Source organism: Pacificoceanicola onchidii (assembly GCF_004804335.1).
GTDB lineage: Bacteria > Pseudomonadota > Alphaproteobacteria > Rhodobacterales > Rhodobacteraceae > Pacificoceanicola > Pacificoceanicola onchidii.
Genome location: NZ_SRXY01000005.1, coordinates 354,587 through 380,744, shown reverse-complemented (window position 1 = coordinate 380,744; position 26,158 = coordinate 354,587). Strand labels below are relative to the sequence as shown.

Below are 26,158 nucleotides of genomic sequence, written 5' to 3'. Positions count from 1 at the left end.
TTTGAAAATCAGGCGATGTCGATCCAGCTTTTGGCCTTAGATGAAGCCATGCAGGCATCCACGATCTGGCAGATGTGATGACCGGTTTCGAAGGTGGGCCACATTGGCTGGTTCGTGGTGATGGACTTGATAACCTCGGCCACCTCGATGATCTTGCTTTCGTTGTAGCCAAGCGCAAAGTTCGGCAACGGCAGGAAAGCCGCGTAAGTCGGATGTTCGGTGCCCACGTCGATCTCGCGGAACCCGCGCCGGCCGGGCTGGTCATCGTTGCTGTAGAAGCGGATGCGGTTCACCTCGTCATAGGAATACACAAGGCTGCCCTTGGTGCCGTAGACCTCGTAGGTCTGGACGAACTTGCGCCCCGTCGCAGTACGGCTGAAGTCCACGATCCCGCGCGCGCCATTGGCAAATTCGCACAGCAGATTGGTGCCGTCCGGGTTGGTCACGGGCCGCATGTCTTCCGAACCGGACAGTTGGACGGCACCGGAGTAACCCACACCGTCGACAACCGGACGCTGATCCGTGGTGATGTAATTGTCCGCGATCAGGCGGCTGACCCGTCCAACGAGAAATTCCATGAAACTGAACACATGGCTGCCCGTATCGCCCACGATTCCTGTCGGCGCGAGATCGCCATCGGCGCGCCACATGTAAGGGGCAAGCGGATCGCCGTAGAGATCGATGTGCTGGCAGCCCTTGAACAGGGTGATGTCCCCAATCTCTCCCGCGTCGATGATCTCCTTGGCGAGATCATGGACCGGGTTGCGCGGAAAGGCATGGCCAACACGGGTGATGACCCCTTTTTCCCGCGCAATATCCGCCAGTTCCCGCGCCTGCTCTGCGGTATCCGCAAGCGGTTTTTCGCAATAGACATGTTTGCCCGCCAGCAAGGCGGCCTTGGCCACCTCATAGTGCAGATTGTCAGGCAGGCAGATGTCGATCAGGTCAACGTCCGGGTCATTTACGGCCTCTTTCCAGTCGCCGACGATCCGGGCCCCCGGCGCGCGGAATGCGAGCGCCTTTGCTGCTTCCGCATTGGCCTCGACCAAGGCAACAACCCGCGCTGTGCCGCCGCTTTCGCCGAAGAAATGGGGAAAGGTTTGATAGGCCATGGTGTGCACTTTGCCCATCCAGCCGGACGCACCGAGAACGGCGACTCTAACCTCGGTCATGTGACGACTCCTTTTGTTTCATGTCATGTTGCTTGACGCACGCGTGACCAGCTTCACGCCCAGCCGATGGGATGGCTTGGGCACCGTCCCGTTCTTGACCCAGGCCACCAGCGTCTCGGCGGCATGTTTGGCAAAACCGGGAATGTCCGAGCTGACCGAGGACAGCGGCGGGTAGCTGCTCGCGCAATCCTCGATGTCATCGAAGCCCACAACGCGCAGATCACGGCCAACCTTGACGCCAAGATCGATACAGCCGGACAGCACGCCCAGAGCCACCAGATCGTTGAAGCAGATCAGGCCATCCACATCCGGATAGTCCGATTTCAGCGTGGCGGCCATGTCGCGGCCAAAAGCCCGCGTTGCCTCGCCGGTCAGGATGGTCGGCTCCAGTCCCCGCGCGCGCAGGACGGCGAGGTAGCCTTTCATACGCTCTTGCGTGACCGGGCGCCCTTCAAGACCGCCGACAAATGCAATCCGCTTGCAGCCCATGTCAAACAGATGCTCCGTCGCGGTTTTCCCGCCGTGTTCGTAGTCCGGGGCCACAAACGGATGCGTGTCGCCGACCTCCAGGGCGCGAAACACCTGCAGCGTCGGCGTTCTTGCCTGTTTGAGCACTGCATTCGCCTGCTCCGCCCCGCCATAGACCGGCGAGATGATGAACCCCGAAACGCCATGTTCCACCAGCGAGGAAATCATGCTGTTTTGCAGCTCCGGGTCTTCGTCGGAATTGGCCAGAACGGTCGCAAACCCGTGCTTTGCCAGCTCCATCTGGAAAAGCGCGGCAAATTCGGTGAAGAACGGGTTGCGAAGATCGTTGATCACCAGACCGATCAACCCCGATGAGGACGAGCGCAGCGTCGCGGCGGAGCGGTTGTAGACATACCCGATCTCCTGCATCGCCTCGCGCACCGCTTTGCGGGTCGAGTCCTTTACGGTCGGGCTGCCCTGTAGCACAAGGCTGACAGTCGATTTCGAGACACCCGCCTGTTTCGCGACATCCAGTATGGTCGGTCTTTGACCCATGATTGCTTACTCCGGCCTGTTTTCAGGACGCAGCTTTACACGTCGAGATCGAGAACGAGAATTCCATCGATCCCGCCAACGGCATTTTCGACAAGCTGCCCCCCGAGCGCCTTGTGCTCTTCGTTGTCGGCGTAGGTTTGCAGCGCGTCCCAGCTGTCAAAATCAATGACAAAGCCGTGCATGTATCCGCGCTCGATCTGCTCGGGGCTTTCCGAGCGTCCGCCCGTGAAACCTTGCGCGCCGGGCAGCTTGTCCGCGACCGCTGCGAGGCCCGCATAAATGGCGCTGATCGTCTCTTCGGCTGTGTTCGGTTTGAATTTGGTCAATACGATATGGCGGATCATGTGAGGAGTCCTTGGTCCTGTTTGATCATGTCAGCGGCTTTTTCGCCAATCATGATGGAAGGGGCGTTGGTATTGGAGGAATTGACTGTCGGCATGACCGAGGCGTCCGCAACGCGCAGACCCGCGATCCCGTTGAACCGCAGGCGCGGATCCAGCACCGCCTCAGCATCGCTGCCCATCCGGCAGGTGCCCGCGCAGTGATGCGAGGTCTTCGAATGCACGCAGATGAAGTTGAAGTAGTCCTCATCGGTCTGCACATCCGGGCCGGGCAGTCGCTCGGCGAGAATGAAGGGTTTCAGCGCGTCCTGAGCGAGAATGTCCTGAACCAGTTTCAGGCCCCGGATCGACATCTCCCGGTCATAGCTCTCGCTCAGATAGTTCGGATCGATTAGAGGCATGTCCGCAGGGTCGGCACTCTGAAGACGAACCGAACCACGCGAGCGCGGGCGCAAATGGCAGGCATTTAGAGTGACACCGCCATTGCGCATGACCTCCACCCCAGCCTCGATCCCGGTGCCAAGGCCAAGGTGCATCTGAATGTCCGGAGAGCGCGCGTTTTCATCCGCGTACCAAAAGCCCCCGGTTTCAAACAGGCTGGAGGCGACGGGACCTTTGCGGGTCAGCAGGTATTGCAGCCCCGCAAAGGCCGACAGATGCAGCTTGGCAAAGCGGTCGTAGGTGTGCGGGCCGGTGACTTCGCAGATGGCATAAAGGTCCAGATGATCCTGCAGGTTCGCGCCAACACCGGGTTGGTCGAACACCACATCAATGCCCAACCCGTGCAGATGATCCGCCGGTCCGATCCCGGACAATTGCAGCAAACGGGGTGAACCGATTGCGCCGGAGGAGAGGATAACCTCCCGATCCGCAGTGATCCGGGTGCCGTCCGCCAATTCGACGCCCGTTGCGCGGCCTCCCTCAACCGTGATCCGCCGCACCTGTGCGTTCAGCTGGATGGTCAGGTTCTTGCGGTGTTTCGCCGGGGCGAGGAAGGCCATGGCCGAAGAGGAGCGGCGGGCGTTTTTCTGGGTCAGTTGGTAGTAGCCGACGCCGTCCTGTTTCGCCCCGTTGTAGTCTCCCATGCGCGGCAAGCCCAACTCCCCAGCTGCCTCCATGAACGCCTCACAAATCGGCAACGGCGCGGACGGTTGCGACACGCCCAGCGGACCGCCCTTGGCATGATAGGCGTTGTCATAGGTGTCGTTGTCTTCGGACTTCTTGAAATAGGGCAGCACATCGTCATAACCCCAGCCTTCGCAGCCCATCTGGCGCCATTCATCGTAGTCCTGCGCCGCACCGCGCGTGTAAATCTGCGCATTGATGGCAGAGCCACCGCCGATGACCTTGGCTTGGGTATAGTTAAACACGCGGTCCTGCATGGAGCGCTGCGGTGTCGTGCTCCAGCCCCAGGCGCCAATCCCCTTGGTCATCTTGGCAAAGCCTGCTGGCAAATGGAAAAACGGATGGCGGTCACTGCCGCCCGCTTCGAGCAGCAGCACACGGGCATCGGGATGCTCCGACAGCCGCGCGGCAATGACAGATCCGGCAGACCCGCCACCAATCACGATAAAATCGTAGCCCTTCGCTGTCATGCTGCGAACTCCGTCAGGGAAATGTGCCGCCCCGCGCGCAGGGCCAGCGCTGCGATTGTCAAAGCCGGATTAACCGCCGCCGAGGTGGGCAGAACGGAGGCATCGACAATGAAAAGATTGCTGTGATCGTGACTGCGGCAGAACGCGTCAACGACGCTGGTTGTCGGGTCTGTCCCCATCCGCGCCGTGCCGCATTGATGCGACGGGGTGCGCCGATCAAAGGCTTTGGACAGAACGATGGGATAGCCCGCCTTGCGCAGCGCGCGTTTCAGTTCGGCCACGAGACGCAGATGTGCCTCCCAGTTTGACCGCTTCCAATCAAGGCAGATCTGCCCATTCTTGAGCGTCACCCGGCTGTCCGGTCTCGGCAGGTCTTCGGACATGGCATAAAAGTCAAAGCTGCGCGCCGCCACCATGTTGGCCACAAAGCGCGGCATGGGTGTCGTTGCCGCCAGGATCGGACCGGTGATCTTGCCCAGCATCTGAATATTGCCAAGCGGACCGTTCCCACCCGGTGATCCACAATAGAAGTCGTTGATCATCAGGGTTTTCTGATAAACCGCGCGATTGCGTCGGAACGGATGCAGCGCCAGAACCGCGGAACAGTTGTGGTTCATGAAGTTGCGCCCGACCTGATCGGATCGGTTGGCCAGTCCGGTCGGGCAATTGTCGTTTGCCGAAGCCAGCAGAAGCGCCGCCGTCTGCACCGCCCCGGCGGCCAGAACAATCAAAGGCGCGCGTAAGGTTTCGGGGCCTTTCGCAGTTTCGCAAACCACCGCCTCTATCTGATCGTTTTCACCGGCGACCAGCCGGGTCACCCGGCATCCGGTTTTCACCGAAACGTTTGGATGTTGCAGGGCCGAAGCCAGACCGCAGGTTTCCGCATCCATCTTGCCGCCGCAGGTGTCTGGATAGGCGTCCCAAGTGGTTTGCCCTGCCGCCAGCCAGCGATCGACGTCCACACCAAGAGGCAGGCTGCTCGGGGTCAGGCCCACGCGCTCAAGCCGTGCCCGAAGGTCCGCGATATCCGTCTCGTGCGGCACGGGCGCAAAGGGGTAATCGCCGGAATGGGGCGGCTCGGTCGGGTCCTGATCCTTGACCCCGCGCACGGCATAAAGCGCCTCCGCCGCCTGATACTCCGGCTCCAGATCCGCGTACGCGATTGGCCATCCGACTGTCTTGCCGCCGGGGTGCGCGATGGGCGCGAAGTCCGCTTCACGATACCGGAGCAACACCGCGCCATAGAACTTGGAGTTGCCACCGACGTTGTAATAGTTGCCCGGCTCGAACCGCCGCCCCTGCCCGTCCAGCCAGGTCTCCCTTGGGCGAAACACGCCGTCGGCGAAGATCGCCTTCGCGTCCCGGTCCTGAGGCGACGGGGTCAGATACGCGCCCCGCTCAAGGATCAGGATGCGCCGACCGCTCGGCGCCAAGGCCGCCGCCAGCGTCGCTCCGCCCATGCCGGAGCCGATTATGATGACATCTGCGTCCATCAGGCCGGAATGCGCTTCTCGGTTGCGGGATCAAAGGCCACGGCCTTTTCCATGTTCACGGCAAAGGTGAAATCCGCCCCCGGACGCACTTCGGCATCCGAGCGCATACGCGCGATGACGTCCCGGTTGCCAAGGGTCATGGACACAAAGGTGTCCGATCCGGCCGGTTCGGTCACAACCACGCGGTTCGTCAGATGCGCGATGTTTTTGGACTTGCGATCCGCCGCGTCCTCATCGGTGATGGTTTCCGGGCGCACCCCCAAAAGGATGTCCTTGCCCTGCCACTCCGCCATGTTGTCCTGGCTGAACGGCAGTGTTGTCACCGTACCGTCGTGCAGCGCAACACAGGCCACGGGGCGGCCGTTCTCGATCTCAACCTTGGCCGGGATCACGTTCATCGCGGGCGAGCCCATGAAGGTTGCCACAAAGATGTTGGCCGGTTTGTCGTAGATCTCCTGCGGTGTGCCCAGTTGCTGCACGTAGCCACCGTTCATCACCGCAATGCGGGTTGACAGGGTCAGCGCCTCGATCTGGTCATGGGTCACGTAGACGATGGTTGTGCCAAGGTTCTGGTGAAGCTTCTTGATCTCCGTGCGCATGTCGACGCGCAGCTTGGCATCAAGGTTGGACAGAGGTTCGTCAAACAGGAACACATCCGGGTTGCGGACAAGCGCACGGCCCATGGCGACACGCTGGCGCTGGCCACCGGATAAGGCGCCGGGTTTGCGGTCCAGCAACTTGTCGATCTGCAAGAGCGCGGCCACCTCGTGCATGGCCTTTTCCCGCTCGGGTTTGGGCACGCCGTGCATCTCCAGACCAAAGGTGATGTTCTGCCCGACGGTCATGTTCGGATAAAGCGCGTAGGACTGGAAGACCATGGCGATGTTGCGTTTTGACGGGTGCACCCCGTTCATCACCTGATCCTTGATCCGGATTTCGCCGCTGGTGATCTCTTCCAGCCCGGCGATCATGTTCAGAAGCGTGGATTTGCCACATCCCGAAGGACCGACGAGCACGAGAAATTCGCCCTCTTCCACCGAAATGTCGACCTTATGCAGCACCTCGACCGCGCCATAGGACTTGGTCGTGTTGTCGATATCAAGAAAGCCCATGTTCATTAGCCTTTTACTGAGCCTGACATCAGGCCGCGCACGAAGTAGCGACCCGCGACGATGTAGACGAGAAGAGTGGGAAGAGCGGCGAGGATCGCGCCGGCGAAGTGGACGTTGTATTCCTTCACGCCCGTCGAGGACTGAACCAGGTTGTTGAGCGCGACGGTCATCGGCTGGCTCGTTGGCCCGGCAAAGGACGCGCCAAACAGGAAGTCGTTCCAGATATTGGTGAACTGCCAGATGATCGAAACCACGGCGATCGGCCCCGATGACGGCAGCAGGATGCGCCAGAAGATCTGGAAAAAACCTGCCCCGTCGATCTGCGCGGCCCGGACCAGCTCGGTCGGGAAAACAGCGTAATAATTGCGGAAATACAGCGTGGTGAAACCAATGCCATAGACCACGTGCACAAGCACCAACCCCCAGACGGATCCCGCCATGCCCATCAGGCCGAGCATTCGCGCCATCGGGATCAGCACGATCTGAAACGGGATGAAACAGGCAAAGAGCATGAGCCCGAACAGGATGGTGTCATACTTGAAGCGCCATTTAGTCAGCACATAGCCGTTCAGCGCGCCCAGCACGGTGGAGATGGCCACGGCGGGCACAACCATGGAGATCGAGTTCCAGAAGTAGGGGCGCAGGCCCGTCGGCTCGACGCCGATCTGCGCCGAGGACCAGGCCTTGGCCCAGGGTTCCAGCGTGAACACCTGCGGCAGGTTCATCATGCCGCCGCCTGTGATTTCATTCAGCGGTTTGACCGAGTTCACGAGCATTACGTAAAGCGGCAACATGTAGAACAGGACAAAGAGCAGCAGGACGAGATAGATCAGCATGCGCGTGACGCGCCCTGTGCGGATGGCGGTATCTTGGCTTGCGACAGACATTACTTTTTCTCCCGCAATTCGGCGTAAAGGTATGGGATCATGATCGCGGCAATGGTCATCAGCATGATCACCGCCGAGGCCGCGCCGATGCCCATCTGGTTGCGTGTAAAGGTGTAGGAATACATGAAAGTGGCAGGCAGTTCGGTGGCCCTGCCCGGCCCGCCCCCGGTCAGAGCAATGACGAGGTCAAAGGTCTTGATCGCCAGATGGCTCAGGATCACGAAGGCCGACAGGAACGCGGGGCGCAGCTGCGGAATGATGATCCGGCGGTAGAGGTTCCAGTTCGATGCCCCATCCATCTGCGCCGCCTTGAGCATCTCGTTGTCGATGCCGCGCAGACCGGCGAGGAACATGGCCATGACAAACCCGCTGGTTTGCCAGACCGCGGCGAGCACCACCGTGTAGATGGCAAAATCGCGGTTCTTGATCCAGTCGAACTCGAAACCGGTCCAGCCCCAGCTCTGCATGACGTTTTCAAGCCCGATGCCGGGATCGAGGAACCATTTCCACGCGGTGCCCGTCACGATGAAGGACAGCGCCATGGGGTAGAGGTAAATCGTGCGGATAAAGCCTTCTCCCCGGATCTTCTGATCGAGGAAAATCGCCAGTCCGAGACCCAGAATGCTGCAGATCCCGATATAGAGAACCGCGAACACGCCCATGTTGGTCAGGGAGATTTCCCAATGGCTCAGACGCCAGAGCTTGGAATAGTTTTCCCAGCCGACCCAGCCGTAAGACGGCAGCAACCGGCTGTCCGTGAACGACAGGTAAACAGAGAAAATAATGAAGCCGTAGACGAATACGAGCACCATCGCCAGTGACGGTGACAGGACCAGTTTCGGTAGCCAGACCTGTAGTCGCGACCGAAAATCTGCGTGGGCATTGCTCGCCATCACGCACCCTCCTCGAATTGGGCAAATCAGTGGTAGTCGGGGTGGTCCGGAGCGTCAGATGCGCTCCGGACCGGGAGCGATTTTATTGAGCGATCTCAACAGCGTCGACCAGCTCCATGACGGCTGTCTCAGCGTCATACTCGCCGTTGAAATGTGCGGTGATGACGTCATACATCGCGTTTTTCACCGCCGCGTCGTTGGCGTGGCCATGGGCCATGGACCCAAACAGATTGCCGGAACCGGCGGCAGCTGCGAGGTCCGCCATGCCCTGTTTGCCACACGCGTCAAAGGCTTCGTTGGACACATCCGTGCGCGCCGGAACCGAGCCCTTGACCACGTTGAACGCGGACTGGAAGGACGGCGACAGGATCGCCGAGGCAAGCGCCGCCTGCTGCGAGGAAACCGCGCCGCCCTGATCGAACATCATGAACTGGTCGGCGTTGAACGTCACCTGCTCCTGCGTGCCGGGGAAACGGAAGCACAGGAAGTCCTCGCCCGGCACCTTGCCCGCGTTCAGGAACTCACCCTTGGCCCAGTCGCCCATCATCTGGAAACCGGCTTCGCCGTTGATGACCATGGCCGTGGCGAGGTTCCAGTCGCGACCGGAGAAGTTGTCATCGACGTTGGCACGGATCACGTCCATCCGCTTGAAGGCCTCGATCATCGCATCCGAGCCAAGCGCTTCTGCATCGAGATCAATAAAGGCGGCCTTGTAGCCGTCCGGACCCAGCGTCGACATGGCAACCGCGTCAAAGACAGTGGCGTCCTGCCATGCCTGACCGCCATGGGCGATCGGGGTCACACCGGCTGCGGCGAGTTTTTCCAGCGCGGCTGCAAAGTCGTCCCAGGTTTCGGGCGCGGCGATGCCGTTGGCGTCCAGCACGGCCTTGTTGGCCCAGACCCAGTTGGTCGAGTGTACGTTGACCGGGGCCGACACCCATTGGCCGTCCACCTTGGCGAACTGCTGCAGGGCGGCCGGAACTACGGCATCCCAGCCTTCGGCGGCGGCCACGTCGTTCAGGTTTGCCAGGGCGCCCTGTTTGGCCCAGTCAATGATGTCAAAGCCAAGCCCCTGCACGGCGGTCGGCGCGTTGCCTGCGGTCACACGGGCGCGCAGGACGGTCATCGCCTGCTCACCACCGCCACCGGCGACGGGCATGTCGGTCCAGCCGATGCCCTGACCTTCGAGATCTTCCTTCAGCACGTTCAGCGCGGCGGCTTCACCACCGGACGTCCACCAGTGCAACACTTCCACACCGCCATGTCCGTCGGCCTGCGCCGCGCCGGCTGTCACCGTCAATGCCAATGCTATGGCAGTCTTGGTCTTCACAAAAGAACGCATGGTTACCTCCCGTTTTGCGTTTCAATTGGGCGCTTATTGCGCGCCGTCGTCTACCCAAGGTGCCCGGCTGTCGCGTCCGACGCGCATCACCAGCGATTTCACCTCAAGGAATTCGTCAAAGCCGTAGCGGCCAATCTCCCTGCCCTGCCCCGATTGCTTGACCCCGCCAAAGGCAAGTTCCGGGTAGCCGTCCATCCAGGTGTTGGTCCAAACGGTTCCGGCATGGGCGCGCCGCGAAAACGCGAGGCAGGTGTGAATGTCATTGCTCCAGACACCGGCAGAAAGGCCGTAATCGCTGTCATTCGTCAGCGCGACTGCCTCTTCAAATGTCTTGAAGGTCAAAACGGTCAAGACCGGCCCAAACACTTCTTCACGGGCAATCGGCATGTCCGGGGTGACGTTGCTGATCACCGTGGGCTGGTAGAATTGCGATCCCAGCCCGGCAACGGCCAAAGCCCCGCCGCCCAGTTCAACCTTGGCTCCGGCCTTTGCGGCGGCCTGAACATAGCCGTCGATCTTGGCATTGTGCTCTGCCGTGACGATGGCCCCCACCTGGGTGCTGTCATCCAGAGGATCCCCGAACTTGACCTTGCGCGACAACTCTACAACGCGCGCCACGAAGGCTTCGGCGATGTCCTCATGGACGATGATCCGGCTGGAGGAGTTGCAGCATTGCCCAACGTTGAAATAGACGCCGAAGGTGACAGCATCCGCCGCGTTCTCCAGATCCGCATCGGGGAAAATCACCTGCGGGTTTTTCCCGCCCAGCTCCAGCGCGACCTTCTTCAGCGTTCCGGCAGAGGCCTCGGTGATCAGCTTGCCTACCGCTGTCGAGCCGGTGAAGGTGACCATGTCCACGTCTCCGTGGGTCGACATCAGGCTGCCCACGGGCCGCCCGTAGCCCAGAACGATGTTGCACACCCCCGCCGGAAGCCCGGCTTCCACAAGCAGCTCGCCCATCATGACCGTCGACGAGGGCGTCACTTCCGAAGGTTTGACCACCACGGTGCATCCCGCAGCAAGCGCGAAGGGCAGTTTCTGGCTCAGGATCCAGAACGGGAAATTCCAGGGGGTGATGATCGAGACAACACCGATCGGTTCCTTGACCACCACACCAAGCATGTCCGGGCCCAGCGTGTTGTGGCTGTCCCCATGCGTGCTGCGCGCAAGCGACGCCGCGTAGCGCCACAGATCCGCCGCGCCGCCAACCTCGCCGCGCGCCTGGCTGATCGGCTTGCCGGTTTCCAGGGTCTCCTGGATGGCGATCCGCTCCACGTTGGCCTCGATCAGATCAGCGACCTTGAGCAGAACCGCAGCCCGGTCTTTGCCGGAAATCCGGCTCCAGACGCCGGAATCAAAAGCCGCGCGCGCAGCCACAATGGCCGCTTCGGTTTCAGCCGCCCCCCCTTGCGCAGAAACGCTCACAACGGTCCCATGGGAGGGCGAGACCCGTTCGAACGTTTCTGCGCTCCGGACCCATTCACCATCGATCAGATGGCGTCCTGAAAAAGCAGGAGGCAGGTCGTAGGAGATTGCCGTGTTGATCGTCATGTCATTCATCGTGGTCATTGCCCGGTAAAGCTTGGTGGTCGTTTTTCGAGGAAAGCGGCAACGCCTTCGTTGCGGTCCGCGCTGGCGGCGGCAGCGGCGCTGGCCAGGGTCTCGATGGCGGCAGACCGGTCTTCTCCGACCGCCCCATGGATCATGGCCTTGGCCATTTCGTTGGCAAAGGGCGAGACCTGATCAAGCGAGGCCGCGATCTCCTGCGCGCAGGCTAGAACATCATCGGCGACCTCGGCGACAAACCCCAAGTCAAAGGCGCGCTGCGCCGAAATGCGCCGTCCGAACACGGCCATTTCCTTGATCACAGGTTCCGGCAACAGGCGCGCGAGGCGCTGCGTTCCGGACCAGCCTGGCACGATACCGATTTTTGCTTCGGGCAATGCCAACGTGGCGCGCGCGGTGATCACGCGGACATCGCAGGCCGCTGCAAGCTCAAGCCCGCCGCCAAAGGCATGCCCGTTCAGCGCCCCGATGGTCGGTTTGCTCAAGCGCGCCAGCCGGTCAAAAACGCGATGCCCGTCGCGCACCCAAAACCGCGCGAACTCCGCCGGGGACAGCGGACCCCATTCGGCAATATCCGCGCCACAGCAAAAAGCTTTTGGCCCCTCGCCTGTGAGGATGACGCAGCGGACGTCCGGATTGTGCTCGATTTCGGCAAGATGCTCTTCGATCTCGCGCAGCATCGCTGTTGTCAGTGCGTTCAGCTTGGACGCGTTGCAAAGCGTCAGGACAGCAGCATTGCCGGAATATGTGCAGGTGACCACGCTCAAAGGGCCAACCCCATCGGTGCATCCGCCAAGAGCGCCTTGGGCATCACCTTGGCATTCTCGGCCACCTGAACGCGCCCGCCGGACGCCCCGACTATATGTTCCTGCGGATCAATGCCCGGCATGATCTCTGTCGCGACAAGACCATTGCCAGTCAACCGGATCACACAGCGCTCCGTCACATAGAGCACATTCTGGTCCTGCTCGCGCGCGCGCTTGCCGGAGAAGGTGACATGCTCAACCTCATCCACCATCTTGGTGAATTTCCCGGGTGCCTGAATGTCGATTCCGCTGTCCGAGAGCGCGATTTTTGCGCCCGCTTCGAACCAGCCGGAAAACACGATATTCTTTGCCTTGGCCGTGATGTCGACAAACCCGCCGCAGCCTGCGGTCAGATAAGGTTTCTTGCCCAGTTTCGAGACATTCACGTTGCCTTCGACGTCCACCTCCAAAAAGGACAGGAACGACATGTCGAAGCCGGCCCCCTGAAAGTAAATGAACTGCTGTGGTGACGGGACGAAGGCATCGGCATTCGACGCGCAGCCAAAGGCAAAGCCCGTCAGCGGCACGCCGCCCACGGCGCCCTGTTCAATCGCCCAGGTCACGGCGTCAGGATGGCCTTCCTCCAGCAGGATACGGGGCACCATGGCACTGATGCCAAAACCGAGGTTGGCGGTCATGCCGCGCCGGAGTTCCTGCGCCGCGCGCCGGGCAATGACCTTTTCCACGCCATGCTCAGCGAGGCTGAAGCTGTCCCAAGGGCGCATGACCTGCCCGGAGATCGCCGGATCATAGGCTGTCTCTGTCGTCTGTTTCTGATCGGGATCGACCACGACACAATCGACAAGATGGCCCGGCACGCGCACATCGTGCGGGCGCAGGCTGCCGTTTGCGGTGACGCGTTTGACCTGAGCGATGACCAGACCGCCATTGTTCCGCACGCAAATCGCCTGTTCCAGACCGCCCAGATAAGCGCCCTCATGCTCATAAGTCAGGTTGCCGCGATCATCTGCCGTCGTGGCCCGGATGATCGCCACATCGGGAATGATGTTCGGAAAGTGCAGCCATGTCTCGCCGGCAAACTCGGTCCGCGACACGATGGGCGCGGCCTCGCCTGATGCGTTCATCGCGCAGCCCTGCCGCTGAGGGTCAACGAAAGTGTCAATGCCGACCTGCGTCAAAACCCCCGGCCGTTTGGCGGCGGCTTCGCGGTGCATGTCAAACATGATCCCCGACGGCACGTTGTAGGCTGCCACGCGATCTTCGACGATCATCTTCCAGATTTCCGGCATCTGGACGCTGGACGGACCGGAGGGGTAGGATCCGGCAAGCACACGCTTCAGAAGACCGTCCTTGGCGATGTGATCCATCCCCTTGACTCCGTAGACGTCACCGGCGGCAATCGGGTGCAGCGAGGTGATATCTCTCGGATGGCCCTCACTCTCAAAGCGCGCGCCGATGGCCTTCAGGACAAGATCCGGGCAGCCCAAGGTCGAGGACGAGGAAACCGACACAATGGCGCCGTCCTGAATGCTTTTGACCGCTTCCGCGACTGTGACGACTTTGGTCATCTTCCCCCCTTCCCTTGCGCTGAACCGTTCTGTGTTGGCCGAAGCTTGGACATCGACTGGAACGTTCCATAAGTGATTTATAGGAACGTTCCAAAATTGACAACACTTTTCTACGGCGCAGGCATTCCGCGATCTGCTCAGATGGGTTTCATAAGTGACCGGCACCCGTTCACGTGTTTTTTTGTTCTTCTTTTAAAAAGACTTACACACGACCACCGCAAGATCCCGGCAACGGTCAGGCATCCAAGGATACGCGATCCATCATCCGAACAAGGAATACGGTGAGCGCCTTTCAGGGCTCCTGACGTCAGGCGCGATTCTGTTGCCTTGTAGAACAGAACCGCACCGTCTCATCCTCGCACCCTTGCACAAAGATGCGGCTCAAAAGATCGCGCTCAATCTATTGTCAGGACGCGTCTGCAGCGATCTGAAACAGCGCGTCACCACGGTTTGCCTGTGCCAACCATCGTCTCGCCAGAACAAGCCCCGCGAAAGGAGACGTCACTTGTGTCGGCGCGCGCCCGGGCGTCTCCGGATGGTGGAGCACAGCCACCACGTCCCCTTTCTGAACCTCACCTCCGATGGGTTTGAGCGGTTCAAAAAGACCCGTTTCATAGGCGTAGATTGATCCTTGCACATGCAGCGCTCGGGTTCCACGGGCAACGCCCGGCACATAGTCCGACAGCATCCCCAGCGCGCTCAATACCCGGCGCAGGCCGCGCCGGACCAGCGCCAGAACATCCGGCGTAACCGTATCGCCGCCGCCTAGCTCCGCCATGACATTGATCACGCCTTTTCGGTTGGCGGCCCCCATGGCTGTTCGCGCCGTGCTTGCCTTGCCGCCACCACCTGTAAAGACCCAAGCGTAAGGCAGATCGAGCGCTTCGCTTAGCAGTTGCAGCCCCTTCTCTTCCTCCACCGAGTGGCTCGGCCCGCGCAGCAGCGTCGCGGGATACATCAAGGATTTTCCACCCGAATGCAGATCAACGGCGTAATCCGCCAGCGGAAGAAGAATTTCTTCGTGGTAATGCGCGATCATCTCCGTCGGCGTACCACTCGGGTCTCCGGGGTACAGCCGATTCATATTCCCGTCATCGATCGGAGAAACCCGATTGCCGGCCAGCGCGGCGGGCAGATTGACTTGCGGGAGCAAAATGAGCCGTCCGCGAATGTCCTGTGCTTCCAACTCTGCCGCCAGTTCAGCAATCGCAATCTGCCCTTCGTATTCATCACCGTGCACCCCTGCGCTCAAAAGCAATGTTGGACCCGCGCCATTGCGGATGACAGTGATTGGAACCGGGATCCATCCATAGGCGGACCGGTCCACGGAATGCGGCACCCGCAGGTAGCCCATCTGCTTGCCGTCCGCTTCGAAATCCACTTCGGACGTAATGGGGGACTTGGCCATGGGAGCGCTATCCTTCTGTAAGGTTTGGCATTTTCGCAAAAACCAACGGCGCAATCTTAACACTCTTTGCAAACAATGCACCCCTGCCTTTCATGAAATCCGAGCGCCCCCCGTTGACGAACCGGTCGTCACGCCCCTAATAAGAGGCATGCAAGGAGGTCTTGCATGTACATTGATATCGCGGAGGTCGCGCTATGACACAGGTCACGCTTTCAGTGATCATTGGACGGTTTCAGCCTTTTCACAAAGGCCATCGCAAACTGTTCGACCATGCTTCACAACATTCGGATCAAACGCTTGTCCTGATCGGCTCGGCTTTTCGGCCCCGGTCTGAGAAAAATGCGTTCAAGTGGACGGAACGGGCTGCTTTCATTCACGCCGCTCTCAAAGCGGCGGGCAATTCCGCGGATGTCACCTGCCTGCCCCTGATCGATACGCTATATGACGACAGGACCTGGGCGGGCAATGTGCGCACGGCGATCGACTTGCACCTGCGCACCAAGGGCATCGCGCGCGATGCGGTGCGGGTGGTTCTGGTCGGTCACGACAAGGACGAAAGCAGCCGCTACCTGCGCTGGTTCCCTGAATTCGAGGCTGCCTCGGTCGATGCGGAGCGCAACGGCAGTACAGTGCTGAACGCCACGGACATGCGCGCCGGTCTGTTTTTGAATGCCGCGCCGATAGCACGGCTTCGCGAGACATTCGGCGCTTTTGAAACCGATCAGGTTGTTGCCTGGATGGAGCAGAATCCAAAGGACGTCGCCCGGGTGCGCGCCGAGGCGCAGTATAACGCGGCGTATCGAGACGCCTATGGCAAGGCTGTCGCCGCTTTCGGTTATGACATCCCGGCCGATTGCGCGGATGCGGTGGTGGTTCAGAACGGCCATATCCTTCTGGTCGAACGGGCCAAGGCTCCGGGCAAGGGTCTTTTCGCCCTGCCCGGCGGGCACTTGCAAAAGGAAACCGCGCAAACCGCCGCAATCCGGGAGCTGATCGAAGAAACCCGCCTCAACATCCCTCGCAAACTGCTCGAAGGGCGCATCGCGGCGCGGCAGGTGTTTGATCACCCGGAGCGGTCTGAACGTGGATGGGTGCGGACTGAGGCGTTCAAGTTCGAGTTGATCGACGGAAAGGCGCAGGAAAAGGTCAAAGGCGCGGATGACGCCAAGCGGGCCTTCTGGCTGCCGATCAATCAACTGACGCCGGACGTGATGTTCGAAGATCACTTCGACATCATCCAGGCCTTGGTGCCCAACGTGCCCTTCGCCTATTCCTCGGTTCTGATGAGCCGCATGCACTGATTTCACCAACCCGAGAAGGGTTGTGAAACCCATGTCCCCAAGGGGGCATGACTCCAAGCGCGCCGGGAGGTCCGGTTCCGCTTTTCATATCCGATCCAAGGAGGACTGGAGCCATGATGATGCAAACATCCAATTTTGCAAAAGCCGTCGATGCGGGCAATTTTCTGCTCGACACCGACAGCTACAAATACAGCCACCCACAGCAGTTTCCGGACGGGACCGAACAGGTCTTTGCCTACATCGAACCGCGCCGTGCCAATGGCGAAATGGACGAGGTTCTGTTCTTCGGTCTTCAGGCCGAACTGGTGAAACTCGAAGGGACCGTTGTGACCCAAGCCATGCTGGATGAGGCCGCGCCCTTTATCGAAGCACACGGCCTGTCACTCTACACGAAGATGTTTCAATACATCATCGACGCCCACGATGGCCGCCTGCCGGTTCAGATTGATGCTCTGGCCGAAGGCACCCTTGCCCCGGCAGCCATCCCGCAAGTGCGGATCGTCAACACGGATCCCAAATGCTGGGCCCTGCCCGGCTTTCTGGAAACCCGTTTGCTGCGCGCGGTCTGGTACCCAAGCACCGTTGCGACCATCTCAAACGCCGTTATCCGGCAAATACGGGAGAGGCTGATCCGCACCGACGGCAGCGATGATGGCTTGGCCTTTAAACTGCACGACTTCGGGGCACGCGGGGCGACAAGCGCCCAAAGCGCTGCCCTTGGCGCAGCGGCACACCTCGTCAATTCCATGGGCACCGATACGGTTGCGGGGCTTGTTCTGGCGCGCAATGTCTACGGCGCGGAGATGGCAGGATTTTCCATCCCGGCAACAGAACACAGCACCGTCACCTCCTTTGGCGTGGATGGGGAACTGGCCTTCATGCGCCGGTTTCTGGCAGACAATCCGACGGGGATCATCGCCTGTGTCTCGGACAGCTATGACCTGATGCGGGCTGTGCGCGACTACTGGGGCACGGAATTGAGCGACAGCGTGCTGGCCCGCGACGGCGTTCTTGTGGTGCGCCCGGACAGTGGCGATCCGCTTCGAATCGTACCGGACGTGATCGAGGCCCTGATGGAACGGTTTGGTCACAGCCTGACGGAAAACGGCTTCCGCATCCTTCCGGATCAGGTTCGCGTCATCCAGGGGGACGGCGTCAACCCGACCTCGATTGTCCGGATCATGGACGAGATGATCGAACGCGGTCTGGCCATCGGGAATATAGCCTTTGGCATGGGTGGTGGGCTGTTACAAAAGCTGGATCGCGATACGTTCTCCTATTCAATGAAGACCTCGGCCATACGGGCGAACGGCGTCTGGCGGGATGTATTCAAAGACCCGGTGACCGCCGGTGGCGCCAAGACCTCCCGCAAAGGGCGGATTGGGGTGATGCAGACCGACGGTGGCCGGTTCGCCGTGCGACCTCAGGACAACATCCCAACAGGTCAGGACGCGCTCAAACCTGTCTTTCGGGATGGCCGGATCGTCACGCGCCACAGCTTTGACGCCATTCGCAAACGCGCCGGGCTGATTGTGTAGCCCTCTCGCGTGAAGCTGCCGGGCACCCGGTGGCTTCACGCTTCCGGCCAGCCGCCCTCGCGCAATACCGTCATCAACTGACCGATGTTCATCGGTTCGCCAAAGTAAAAGCCCTGCAGAACATCAAACCCGAGTTCCCGCAGATCCCGTGCCTGACATTCGGTCTCTACCCCTTCGGCCACCAGCCGGGCATTCATGACGCGACCGATTTGAATGATGGATTGCAGAACCTGCCGCGCGTTGCGCTCGATGCCCAACCGCTTCACGATCCTTCGGTCGATCTTGATCGCTTGCGGTGAGAGTTTCAGCAAAGCGAGGATGGAGGTGCGCCCGCTGCCGAAATCATCGACCTCGATGTCGATACCGGCATTTCCTGCGCGCTGGAGACAGCGGAAGAACTGGTCGTTCTGCTCTTCGACGAACACGGTTTCCAAAAGCTCGAAAGACACGCCACCCGGGTAACCGCGGCCGCCTGCGATCAGGATGTCTGTCTTGGTCTGCAGCCGGTCTGCGCTGACATTGAAGGCCAGTCGCGGTGCGCTGTCCGTCTGGTCAAGCCAGCGCTCCGAGTCCGTCAAAGCGCGCTCAAAAACCTGGTCATCAATCTGATCGAGCAGCCCCAGCTCTTCCGCATGCCCGAGGAAATAGGACGGCCGAACCGTGCCGAGCCGGGGATGGTTCCAGCGCGCCAGCACCTCCAAGCCGGTCAGCTTGCCGCTCCGCGCATCAATCTGAGGCTGGTAGTAAGGCTCAAACTCCCGCCGGGCGAGCGCGCGTTCCAGATCAACCTCGATGGCCCGTTTTTGCTGGATCCGCTCCAGATCGCTCTTGTGAAAGTGTCCGATGCGCCCCCGCCCGTCCGCCTTGGCCCGGTAGAGCGCCACATCTGCATGCAGCAGAAGGTCTTCCATGCGTGACAGCGGTTCCGCCGCGACGCCGATGGAAACCCCTACGCGGCAACTGCCGGCCTCGAGCTGAACAGGCTCGTCAAAGCGGGTCAAAAGCCGATCCCCCAAGGCAACGTCCCGCTTTTCATCGCGCTGCTGCACGCCAAGGATGATGTACTCATCCCCGCCAACCCGGGCGACAACATCCTGCGGCGCGACTTCGTCCAGCAGCACGCGGGACACGGACATCAGAACCTCGTCGCCCGCAGCATGGCCGAGGCTGTCGTTGATGAACTTGAAGTGGTCCAGGTCAATCGCAAGCGCGAAGTGACTGATGCTCTCGTCCTTCGGCATATCCTGAAAGCTTTGCAAAGCCGCCAGCAGGCTTCGCCGGTTTGCCAGCCCGGTCAACTGGTCCTGATTGTTCTGTTGCAGGATCTGCTTGTTAGCCTCTTCGAGCCTCAAGGCATAATCCTCGACCTCGCGCTTTTTGCGAATAAGTTCGGTGATGTCCGTTCGGAGGATGACAAGATCCCCATTCGGCGCGCGGGTGCGATACAAACGGTGATGGATGTCCCCTTCCAACCGCAGATCCTCGATCGGTTGGCGCACCGCTTCGTTCTGGTGTTCGATAGAAGACCACAAGTCTTCCTTCCCAATCGCGTCGGTGAACAGACCGGCCCGGATGGCATGTTCGGCAATCACGGTGCGATGCATGCCGGCTTCGATGAAGTCGTCGCACTTGCTCATGGAGCGCCGGTAGGCATCGTTCCAGACAACGATACAATCCTGATCGTCGTAGATCGCAAAGGGGAATGGATAAGCATTCAGAGCAGAGAGTAGCCGGTTGTGCGACGTCTCGGCCGCCCTGCGCTCCCGCACCAGTGCCGTTGAATCGAGCCGCGCGATCAACATGTCGCCGAGGGGGGTCACGCTGCGAAACACGCGGTGGTGAATGTCCCCTTCGAACTCCAGATCGAGGAACGGCTGCTTGTTATCCGCTTTTTCGAGGTATTCCTGTATGGAGGTCGACGCGTCGGAGGCCAGCGGCACCAGATGTTTGCTGTCCAAAGCGATGCGGGTCACTTCGGCCAGCGCCATGCCCGGGACAATCCGCGACGGCTCTGCCGCCATGGACGCATTGTACGCCCGATTGCTCAGCACCAGCAGCATGTCCTTGTCATACAAGGCAAAAGGGTAAGGATAGCCATCGATGGCTTCCCAAAGCCTGTCGTATTTTGCAGCAACAGAAGTATCGCCCAAGGCCACGCTTGTGTCGGCCGGGCTTGCAGGTTTCCGCTTTTCTGCGCCCCCTTGGATCCCTTGCGCGGTCAGGATGATCTGATGAAGTTCCGGCGACAACGTATTCACTTTGGCCCTGAGTGTGACTGCCCCTGTGCCCTGCCCCGCTGTTCTGACGGCGCAACGGGCCTCTCGCTGAGCCGGATCGTTCAGGATCTCAGGAAGGCGCGCCTCAATTTCTACGCTTGCGACTGATCCGCCTGCAAGCTGCGCTACAATCTTGCCCAATGACGATGCCTCAGCAAACCCTGAAATATCGTTCAGGCGGGTCGACGCAAAGGCCACGTCCAAAGCGCCGTTGGCGGTGTCGAAGGTCATGACGGCAAGTACTGTTTCGTCCTGAAAATGCTGCAATCCGCCAACCCCGTGAAACCGTTCCAAGATGACGCGCGCGCCTAAGCAGGCGTTGCCCTTGCTCAGTTCATCTGTGTCTTGATCAATATGGCTGCCAGAAAAACACTCCTGCCTGCTGATTAACAAGCAAAATTCGCGGAACAGGTCCGCCTTTCAAAGGATCGGCATTTGGAAAGCGGGCTGATTGCACGGGCGATCCGTGATCGCATCAAAGGTCCGGCTACAGCACCGCGCCAATTTGCCAAGGCACGAATTCGACCCCGCCGAACCCCTGTTTCTCGCTTTTGGTCTGCTCGCCGCTGGCAACCGCAAGCAGGCTTTCAAAGATGGCGTCGCTCTTGTCCTGAAGGTTTGCCCCGTCCGCGATGTCACCGCAGTTGATGTCCATATCGTCTTCCATGCGCGAGAACAGATCGGAGTTCGACGCGATCTTGATACAGGGGGTTGGCTTGTAGCCCGACACGGATCCGCGCCCCGTGGTAAAGGCAATCAGCGTCGCGCCCGATGCGATCTGGCCTGTCACGGAACAAGGATCGTAGCCGGGGCTGTCCATGAAGACCAAGCCGCGCGTCTGAAGGTCTGCGGCATAATCATAGACCCCCGACAAGGGAGCCTGACCGGATTTCGCCACGGCACCAAGTGATTTCTCCAGAATGGTGGTCAGACCGCCGCGTTTGTTGCCGGGGCTTGGGTTGTTGTTCAGCTGCGCGCCGTGTTTTGCGCAATAGGCTTCCCACCAGGCGATCTTGTCCAGCAGCGCCCGGCCCACATCGGGCGTCGCGGCACGGCAGGTCAAGAGGTGCTCCGCTCCGTAGATTTCGGAGGTTTCCGACAGGATGGACGTGCCGCCATGGCGCACCAACAGATCAGATGCGCCGCCAAGCGCGGGGTTGGCGGTAAAGCCGGAATAGCCGTCCGAACCACCGCATTGCATACCCAAAACGATATGCGAAGCCGGGGCCGGCGCGCGGGATGCAGCATTGGCCAACTCGGCCAAAGACGCCAGTTGCCTCAGCCCCTCTTCCACAGTGCGCCGTGTGCCGCCGTTACGTTGAATCGTCATGTATCGAACCGGCCCGTCCCCGGAGATTTTCTGCTCTCCGATCAGGTCCGCCAGTTGCAGAACCTCACAGCCCAGCCCAACCAGAAGGATGCCGCCAAAATTCGGGTGCCGCGCATATCCGCGAAGCGTGCGCATCAGGACATCATAGCCTTCGCCGCGATTGGCCATGCCACAGCCGCTGCCGTGCACAATCGGGACAACCCCATCAACGTTGGGAAAATCCCGCATGAGCCCGCGCCGCTCCGCTTCCTCCGCGATAAACCGCGCGACAGAGCCGGAACAGTTCACCGACGTCAGAATGCCAAGATAGTTGCGGGTACCCACCCGGCCTGTCTCGCGGTGGTAGCCCATGAAACTGCGCTTGTTTTCCGGCTCGGGCAGTGGTTTTGCGGCACTGGCAAAACGGTGCTTGCCCGCACGCGCGCGCATGCTCATGTTGTGATCATGCACGTGGGCACCGGCGGCAATCGCCACATCAGCCCGCCCGATCACCTGACCATAGCGCAGGATATCCGCGCCTTTCTCAATATCCCGCAGCGCCATCTTGTGCGATTTCGAGATCGGCTCTGTGGCTCCGGCCTCACCTGCGCCAAGCCTAGTCAGCGCAATGGCGACATTATCATCCGGGTGAAGCTGAAGCGTCTTGCTCCGCATCTCAGGCCTGCAAGGTCACGATGACCTTGATCAGATCACCCCGGTCAGACGCCAGCGCGGCAAAGCTTTCGGGCAAGGCCTCAAGCGGCATTTCGCGTGAACAGAGCGCGTCCGTGTCGATTTGCCCGGCGCGGATTGCAGACATGACCCAATCAAAATCCTCTCGAAGCGCATTGCGGCTGCCGATCAGGCTCATTTCCCGCTTGTGGAACTCCGGATCGCTGAAGGTGATGTCTTCCTTGATCACGCTGACCAGAACATAGCTGCCACCGTGGGCAACCCCTTTGAAGCCTGCCTCGATGGCGGCCCGGTGTCCGGTGGCATCGAAACACAGGTCAAACCCGTCCGGGTTGGCAGTGAGGGCCTTCTCAAGGTCAGTGAAAACCTGCTCGAACCCGAAGCGGTCCTGCGCCATCTGCACCCGAGGCGCGCTGAGATCGAGCAGGCTCACCTCTGCACCGCGCAGCCGCGCAAAAAGCGCCGTTCCGATCCCGATCGGGCCGACGCCCGTGACCAGAACGCGGTCTCCCGGTTGCACCCGCGACCGTTGCACCGCATGGGCCCCAATCGCCAGAAACTCGACCATCGCCGCTTCCCGAGGGGTCAGCCCTTCAGCGGAAATCAGGTTCTTGGCGGGAACCGCAAGCCGGGGCGTCAACCCGCCATCGCGGTGCACACCCAGAACCTGGATCTGGTCACAGCAATTCGGCTTTCCGCGCTTCGTTGCATAAGAATTTTCCGAAGCCAGATACGGGTTGATCACCACAAGCTGCCCGGCCCGCCAGCCTTCGGCATCTTCAGCGATGCGCCCGCTCAGTTCGTGACCAATCACGCGCGGGTATTCGAGGAACGGGTGCTTGCCTTCGAAGATGTGATAGTCGGTGCCGCACAGCCCGACGGAGCAGATGTCGACAAGGACCCACCCCTCGGGCGGCGTTCCGGGTGCGTCCCGCTCCTCTATGACAAAAGTCCCAGGCTCCACCACAACCCCAAAGGGGCTTTGCTCTGTTGTCATCTGCTGTTCCCTCGTGGCTCCCAATCATCCGGCAAGGTGCCTTTGATGATGAGGCTCAGGATGTCGTCCTTGTTTACGTCTTCGATCCGGAACGCGCCGACGTTGCGCCCCTTGTTCATCACCATGACCCGGTCACAGAGCTCAAAGACATCCGCCATATCGTGGCTGATCAGGAAGATGCCGATGCCTTCCTGCTTCAGCTTCAGCGTCAGATCCGCGACCATCGCCGTCTCTGACGGGCCAAGTGCGGCGGTTGGCTCATCCATGATCAGGATCTTCGCCTGGAAGTAGATCGCCCGCGCGATGGCGATGACCTGCCTTTGCCCGCCCGACAGCCGGGCCACCGGCTCGCGCAGGTTCTTGAAATTCGGGTTCAGCTGCCGCAGCGCCTCCGTGGCCTCCGACAACATCCGTTTTTCATCCAGATTACCAAAGCGCGTCCTGAGCTCGCGCCCCATGAAGAGATTGGCCGGGGCATCCAGATGATTGGCCAATGCCAGTGTCTGGTAGATCGTCTCGATCCCAAAGGCGCGCGCGTCATGCGGCGATTTCATATCCGCGGGCGCGCCGTTCACATGGATCTGGCCGCTGGACGCGCGCATCGCACCGGACAGGATGCGCATCAGGCAGGACTTGCCCGCGCCGTTATGACCCAGCACGCCAACCACCTCACCGGGGTAGAGATCCGTCGAGACCCCTTCGACCGCATGAATCCCGCCGAACTGCTTGTAGATGTTGTCCATCTGAACCAGCGGGGGCGCCCCTGTTTGCATCGCATCGAGCATGATCAAACCACTGTTTTGAAATGGCGGCCGACGCGCAGATGCGCGCCGACCAGGGAGACCTCAGTAGAGCACGTTCTGCGCGACCGGATCGTCGATGTTGTCCTTGGTCACCATCACCACACCGGTGTCGATGAAGCCTTCGACGGTCTCGCCCGCGAGGATCTTGGCCACGGCGTTCACGCCAAGCTCACCCATCTGGAAGGAGCCCTGCACCGCAGTCGCCAGCAGCGTGCCACTTTTGACCATGTCCTGCAGATCCGCGTTCCCGTCAAAACCGATCGCCGTGATCGACCCTGCCTTGCCCGATTGTTCGAGCGCACGGCCCATGCCAATCGCCGTTGGCTCATTCGCGCCAAAGATGCCGATCAGTTCGTTGGCCGCGAGGATGTCCGTCGTCTGGTTCAGCGCGGTGGCCATCTGCGATTGCGAATAGAACGGGCCGACGATTTCGACATCGGAGTTCGCCTCGATATGCTCGACAAAGCAGCCAACCCGGCCAATTTCCGAACCGACGCCCGCAACATAGGACATCACGGCAACCTTGCCGGAGGTGCCAGCCGCATCCAGCATCTGGGTTGCCGCCAGCTTGCCCGCCGCGCAGTTGTCCGTTGACAGGAAGGCCTGGTAATACTTCTCATTGCCCTCGGCGAGACCGCTGTCGATGATCGTCACCGGGATACCGGACTCGAAGGCCCGTTTGACCACCGGCGCAAGCGCTTCGGGATCCGACGGGGCCAGAACGATGCCCGCAACACCACGGTTGATCGCGTTCTCCACCAGCGCCACCTGATCGTTGATCGCCGATTCAGAGGCCGGGCCGTTGAAAGTCATGGTATGTTCGGGGTGATTGGCGATGGCTGCCGACGCGCCCTTGTTCACGTTCTGCCAGAAGTTGGAGTTCGTCGTTTTGACGATCACCGCAATCTCGCCCGCCATCGAAGCCGAACCGGTTGCCGCCAGAATTCCCGTCGTCAAAACTGTTGCGAGTAGTTTCTTCATGGTTTCCTCCCATTTGAAGACTTTGGTTAGATCTTGTTGCGAATTTGATCGATGTAGACGGCGCCGATCACCACGATCCCGATGATGATCATCTGAACAAAAGCCGAGGTCCCGGCCATGTTCAGACCGTTGCGCAGAACCCCGATGATGAAGGCCCCAATCATGCTGCCGGAGATGCTGCCCACCCCACCCATCAGCGAGGCCCCGCCAATCACCGAGGCCGCAATGGCATCAAGCTCGTACATCACGCCTTCGTTCGGCTGAACCGTCACAAGGCGCGACATCAGAACCATCCCGGCAACCCCGGCAAGCGCGCCGGAGGCGGTGTAGGCCCAGATCTTGGTCCGATCCACATTGACGCCAGACAACCGCGCCGCCTCTTCGTTTGAGCCGACAGAGAAGATATGCCGCCCGATCTGGCGCTTTTGCAGCAGGAACCAGCCCAGCACCGCCACCACCAGAAGCAGGATCGCGGGATAGGGAATGCCGGGGAAGATGACCTTGGGAAAGCCGTTGGGCTGCATCTCGACAATGCGAAACAGCGCGCCATTCCCAAGGGTGCCAAAGGCCTCCCCCAAACGACTGATCGGTGCCGCGCCTGTCAGTTGCAAGGCGAGACCACGCGCAATCAACATCATGCCCAGCGTTGCGACAAACGGCGTAATCCGCATCTTCGAGATCACCAACCCGTTGACGAACCCGCACAGCGCGCCGGTCAGCACGCCCAGCCCCATCGCCGGAACCACCGGCAGCCCGGCCTTGATCGTCAACCCGGTGATCACCCCGGACAGGGCGAGGATCGAGCCGACGCTCAGATCAATGCCGCCGGTGATGATCACCATCGTCATGCCAATCGCCAAAAGCCCGATGACAGAGGTTTGCAGCAGAACAGTCAGCCCGTTGTTGACCGACAGGAACGCCGGACTGGTGAAAGAGAACACCGCAATCAGCAGCGCCAGCGTGATGACCGCTGACAGCTTGTGAAGCGTCGAACCGGAGGGCAGGAAACGAATCCGGGGCGGCTCGATGGGCGCAGTCATGGTCACGAATTCTCCTCCTGAACCGGTTTTGGTTTTTTATTATTCAAAACATC

21 protein-coding genes are annotated in these 26,158 nt (G+C 60.5%); 2 read left to right on the top strand and 19 right to left on the bottom strand.

Annotated elements, in window-relative coordinates:
• Positions 1–8: 8 nt before the first annotated feature.
• The 13 genes from E4662_RS15360 to E4662_RS15300 form a co-directional block, all read right to left on the bottom strand.
• Positions 9–1,172 (bottom strand): Gfo/Idh/MocA family protein, encoded by a 1,164-nt coding sequence (locus E4662_RS15360; protein ID WP_136442466.1) that lies wholly within the window; start codon positions 1,170–1,172, stop codon positions 9–11.
• Between the two features lie 18 nt (positions 1,173–1,190).
• The gene (locus tag E4662_RS15355) at positions 1,191–2,195 is read right to left on the bottom strand and encodes a LacI family DNA-binding transcriptional regulator (protein ID WP_136442465.1); all 1,005 of its coding nucleotides are present in this window, start codon (positions 2,193–2,195) and stop codon (positions 1,191–1,193) included.
• 35 nt (positions 2,196–2,230) lie between these two features.
• On the bottom strand, positions 2,231–2,539 hold the full coding sequence (locus E4662_RS15350; RefSeq protein ID WP_136442464.1) for a Dabb family protein: 309 nt from the start codon (positions 2,537–2,539) through the stop codon (positions 2,231–2,233).
• The gene (locus E4662_RS15345; protein WP_136442463.1) at positions 2,536–4,131 is read right to left on the bottom strand and encodes a GMC family oxidoreductase; all 1,596 of its coding nucleotides are present in this window, start codon (positions 4,129–4,131) and stop codon (positions 2,536–2,538) included. Before E4662_RS15345 ends, E4662_RS15350 begins: the two co-directional genes overlap by 4 nt.
• The gene (locus E4662_RS15340; protein WP_168797995.1) at positions 4,128–5,624 is read right to left on the bottom strand and encodes an FAD-dependent oxidoreductase; all 1,497 of its coding nucleotides are present in this window, start codon (positions 5,622–5,624) and stop codon (positions 4,128–4,130) included. Before E4662_RS15340 ends, E4662_RS15345 begins: the two co-directional genes overlap by 4 nt.
• Entirely contained in the window at positions 5,624–6,736 is a 1,113-nt protein-coding gene (locus E4662_RS15335; RefSeq protein WP_136442461.1) for an ABC transporter ATP-binding protein, read from the bottom strand. The genes E4662_RS15340 and E4662_RS15335 overlap by 1 nt, the downstream gene beginning before the upstream one ends.
• A 5-nt stretch (positions 6,737–6,741) precedes the next feature.
• Positions 6,742–7,623, bottom strand: a complete 882-nt coding sequence (locus tag E4662_RS15330; RefSeq protein ID WP_136442460.1) for a carbohydrate ABC transporter permease — start codon at positions 7,621–7,623, stop codon at positions 6,742–6,744.
• Positions 7,623–8,516: a carbohydrate ABC transporter permease gene (locus tag E4662_RS15325; RefSeq protein WP_136442459.1), complete on the bottom strand. Its 894-nt coding sequence runs from the start codon at positions 8,514–8,516 to the stop codon at positions 7,623–7,625. The genes E4662_RS15330 and E4662_RS15325 overlap by 1 nt, the downstream gene beginning before the upstream one ends.
• Positions 8,517–8,598: 82 nt before the next feature.
• The gene (locus E4662_RS15320; RefSeq protein WP_136442458.1) at positions 8,599–9,858 is read right to left on the bottom strand and encodes an ABC transporter substrate-binding protein; all 1,260 of its coding nucleotides are present in this window, start codon (positions 9,856–9,858) and stop codon (positions 8,599–8,601) included.
• Between the two features lie 33 nt (positions 9,859–9,891).
• Positions 9,892–11,427 carry an aldehyde dehydrogenase family protein gene (locus E4662_RS15315; protein ID WP_240705208.1) on the bottom strand — a complete coding sequence of 512 codons (1,536 nt, stop codon included), beginning with the start codon at positions 11,425–11,427 and terminating at the stop codon, positions 9,892–9,894.
• Positions 11,424–12,185 carry an enoyl-CoA hydratase/isomerase family protein gene (locus E4662_RS15310; RefSeq protein WP_240705215.1) on the bottom strand — a complete coding sequence of 254 codons (762 nt, stop codon included), beginning with the start codon at positions 12,183–12,185 and terminating at the stop codon, positions 11,424–11,426. Before E4662_RS15310 ends, E4662_RS15315 begins: the two co-directional genes overlap by 4 nt.
• Positions 12,186–12,187: 2 nt before the next feature.
• Complete coding sequence (locus E4662_RS15305) at positions 12,188–13,759, bottom strand: acyl CoA:acetate/3-ketoacid CoA transferase (protein WP_136442456.1); 1,572 nt, start codon at positions 13,757–13,759, stop codon at positions 12,188–12,190.
• 406 nt (positions 13,760–14,165) lie between these two features.
• Complete coding sequence (locus E4662_RS15300) at positions 14,166–15,167, bottom strand: succinylglutamate desuccinylase/aspartoacylase family protein (RefSeq protein ID WP_136442455.1); 1,002 nt, start codon at positions 15,165–15,167, stop codon at positions 14,166–14,168.
• 194 nt (positions 15,168–15,361) lie between these two features.
• On the opposite strand from E4662_RS15300, the gene E4662_RS15295 reads away from it, so the two are divergent.
• Together E4662_RS15295 and E4662_RS15290 are read left to right on the top strand one after the other, a co-directional pair.
• Positions 15,362–16,468, top strand: a complete 1,107-nt coding sequence (locus tag E4662_RS15295; RefSeq protein ID WP_136442454.1) for an NUDIX domain-containing protein — start codon at positions 15,362–15,364, stop codon at positions 16,466–16,468.
• 113 nt (positions 16,469–16,581) lie between these two features.
• Positions 16,582–18,006, top strand: a complete 1,425-nt coding sequence (locus tag E4662_RS15290; protein WP_136442453.1) for a nicotinate phosphoribosyltransferase — start codon at positions 16,582–16,584, stop codon at positions 18,004–18,006.
• A gap of 35 nt (positions 18,007–18,041) precedes the next feature.
• Here E4662_RS15290 and E4662_RS15285 read toward each other — a convergent pair whose 3' ends face one another.
• From E4662_RS15285 to E4662_RS15260, 6 genes are all read right to left on the bottom strand, one after another.
• The gene (locus E4662_RS15285) at positions 18,042–20,576 is read right to left on the bottom strand and encodes a putative bifunctional diguanylate cyclase/phosphodiesterase (protein ID WP_168797994.1); all 2,535 of its coding nucleotides are present in this window, start codon (positions 20,574–20,576) and stop codon (positions 18,042–18,044) included.
• Between the two features lie 193 nt (positions 20,577–20,769).
• Positions 20,770–22,266: a UxaA family hydrolase gene (locus E4662_RS15280; protein ID WP_136442451.1), complete on the bottom strand. Its 1,497-nt coding sequence runs from the start codon at positions 22,264–22,266 to the stop codon at positions 20,770–20,772.
• 1 nt (position 22,267) lies between these two features.
• Entirely contained in the window at positions 22,268–23,281 is a 1,014-nt protein-coding gene (locus tag E4662_RS15275) for a zinc-binding alcohol dehydrogenase family protein (protein WP_136442450.1), read from the bottom strand.
• Positions 23,278–24,066: an ATP-binding cassette domain-containing protein gene (locus E4662_RS15270; RefSeq protein WP_240705207.1), complete on the bottom strand. Its 789-nt coding sequence runs from the start codon at positions 24,064–24,066 to the stop codon at positions 23,278–23,280. The genes E4662_RS15275 and E4662_RS15270 overlap by 4 nt, the downstream gene beginning before the upstream one ends.
• Before the next feature lie 60 nt (positions 24,067–24,126).
• On the bottom strand, positions 24,127–25,065 hold the full coding sequence (locus E4662_RS15265) for an ABC transporter substrate-binding protein (protein ID WP_136442449.1): 939 nt from the start codon (positions 25,063–25,065) through the stop codon (positions 24,127–24,129).
• A gap of 26 nt (positions 25,066–25,091) precedes the next feature.
• Complete coding sequence (locus E4662_RS15260; RefSeq protein WP_136442539.1) at positions 25,092–26,105, bottom strand: ABC transporter permease; 1,014 nt, start codon at positions 26,103–26,105, stop codon at positions 25,092–25,094.
• Between the last annotated feature and the right edge of the window lie 53 nt (positions 26,106–26,158).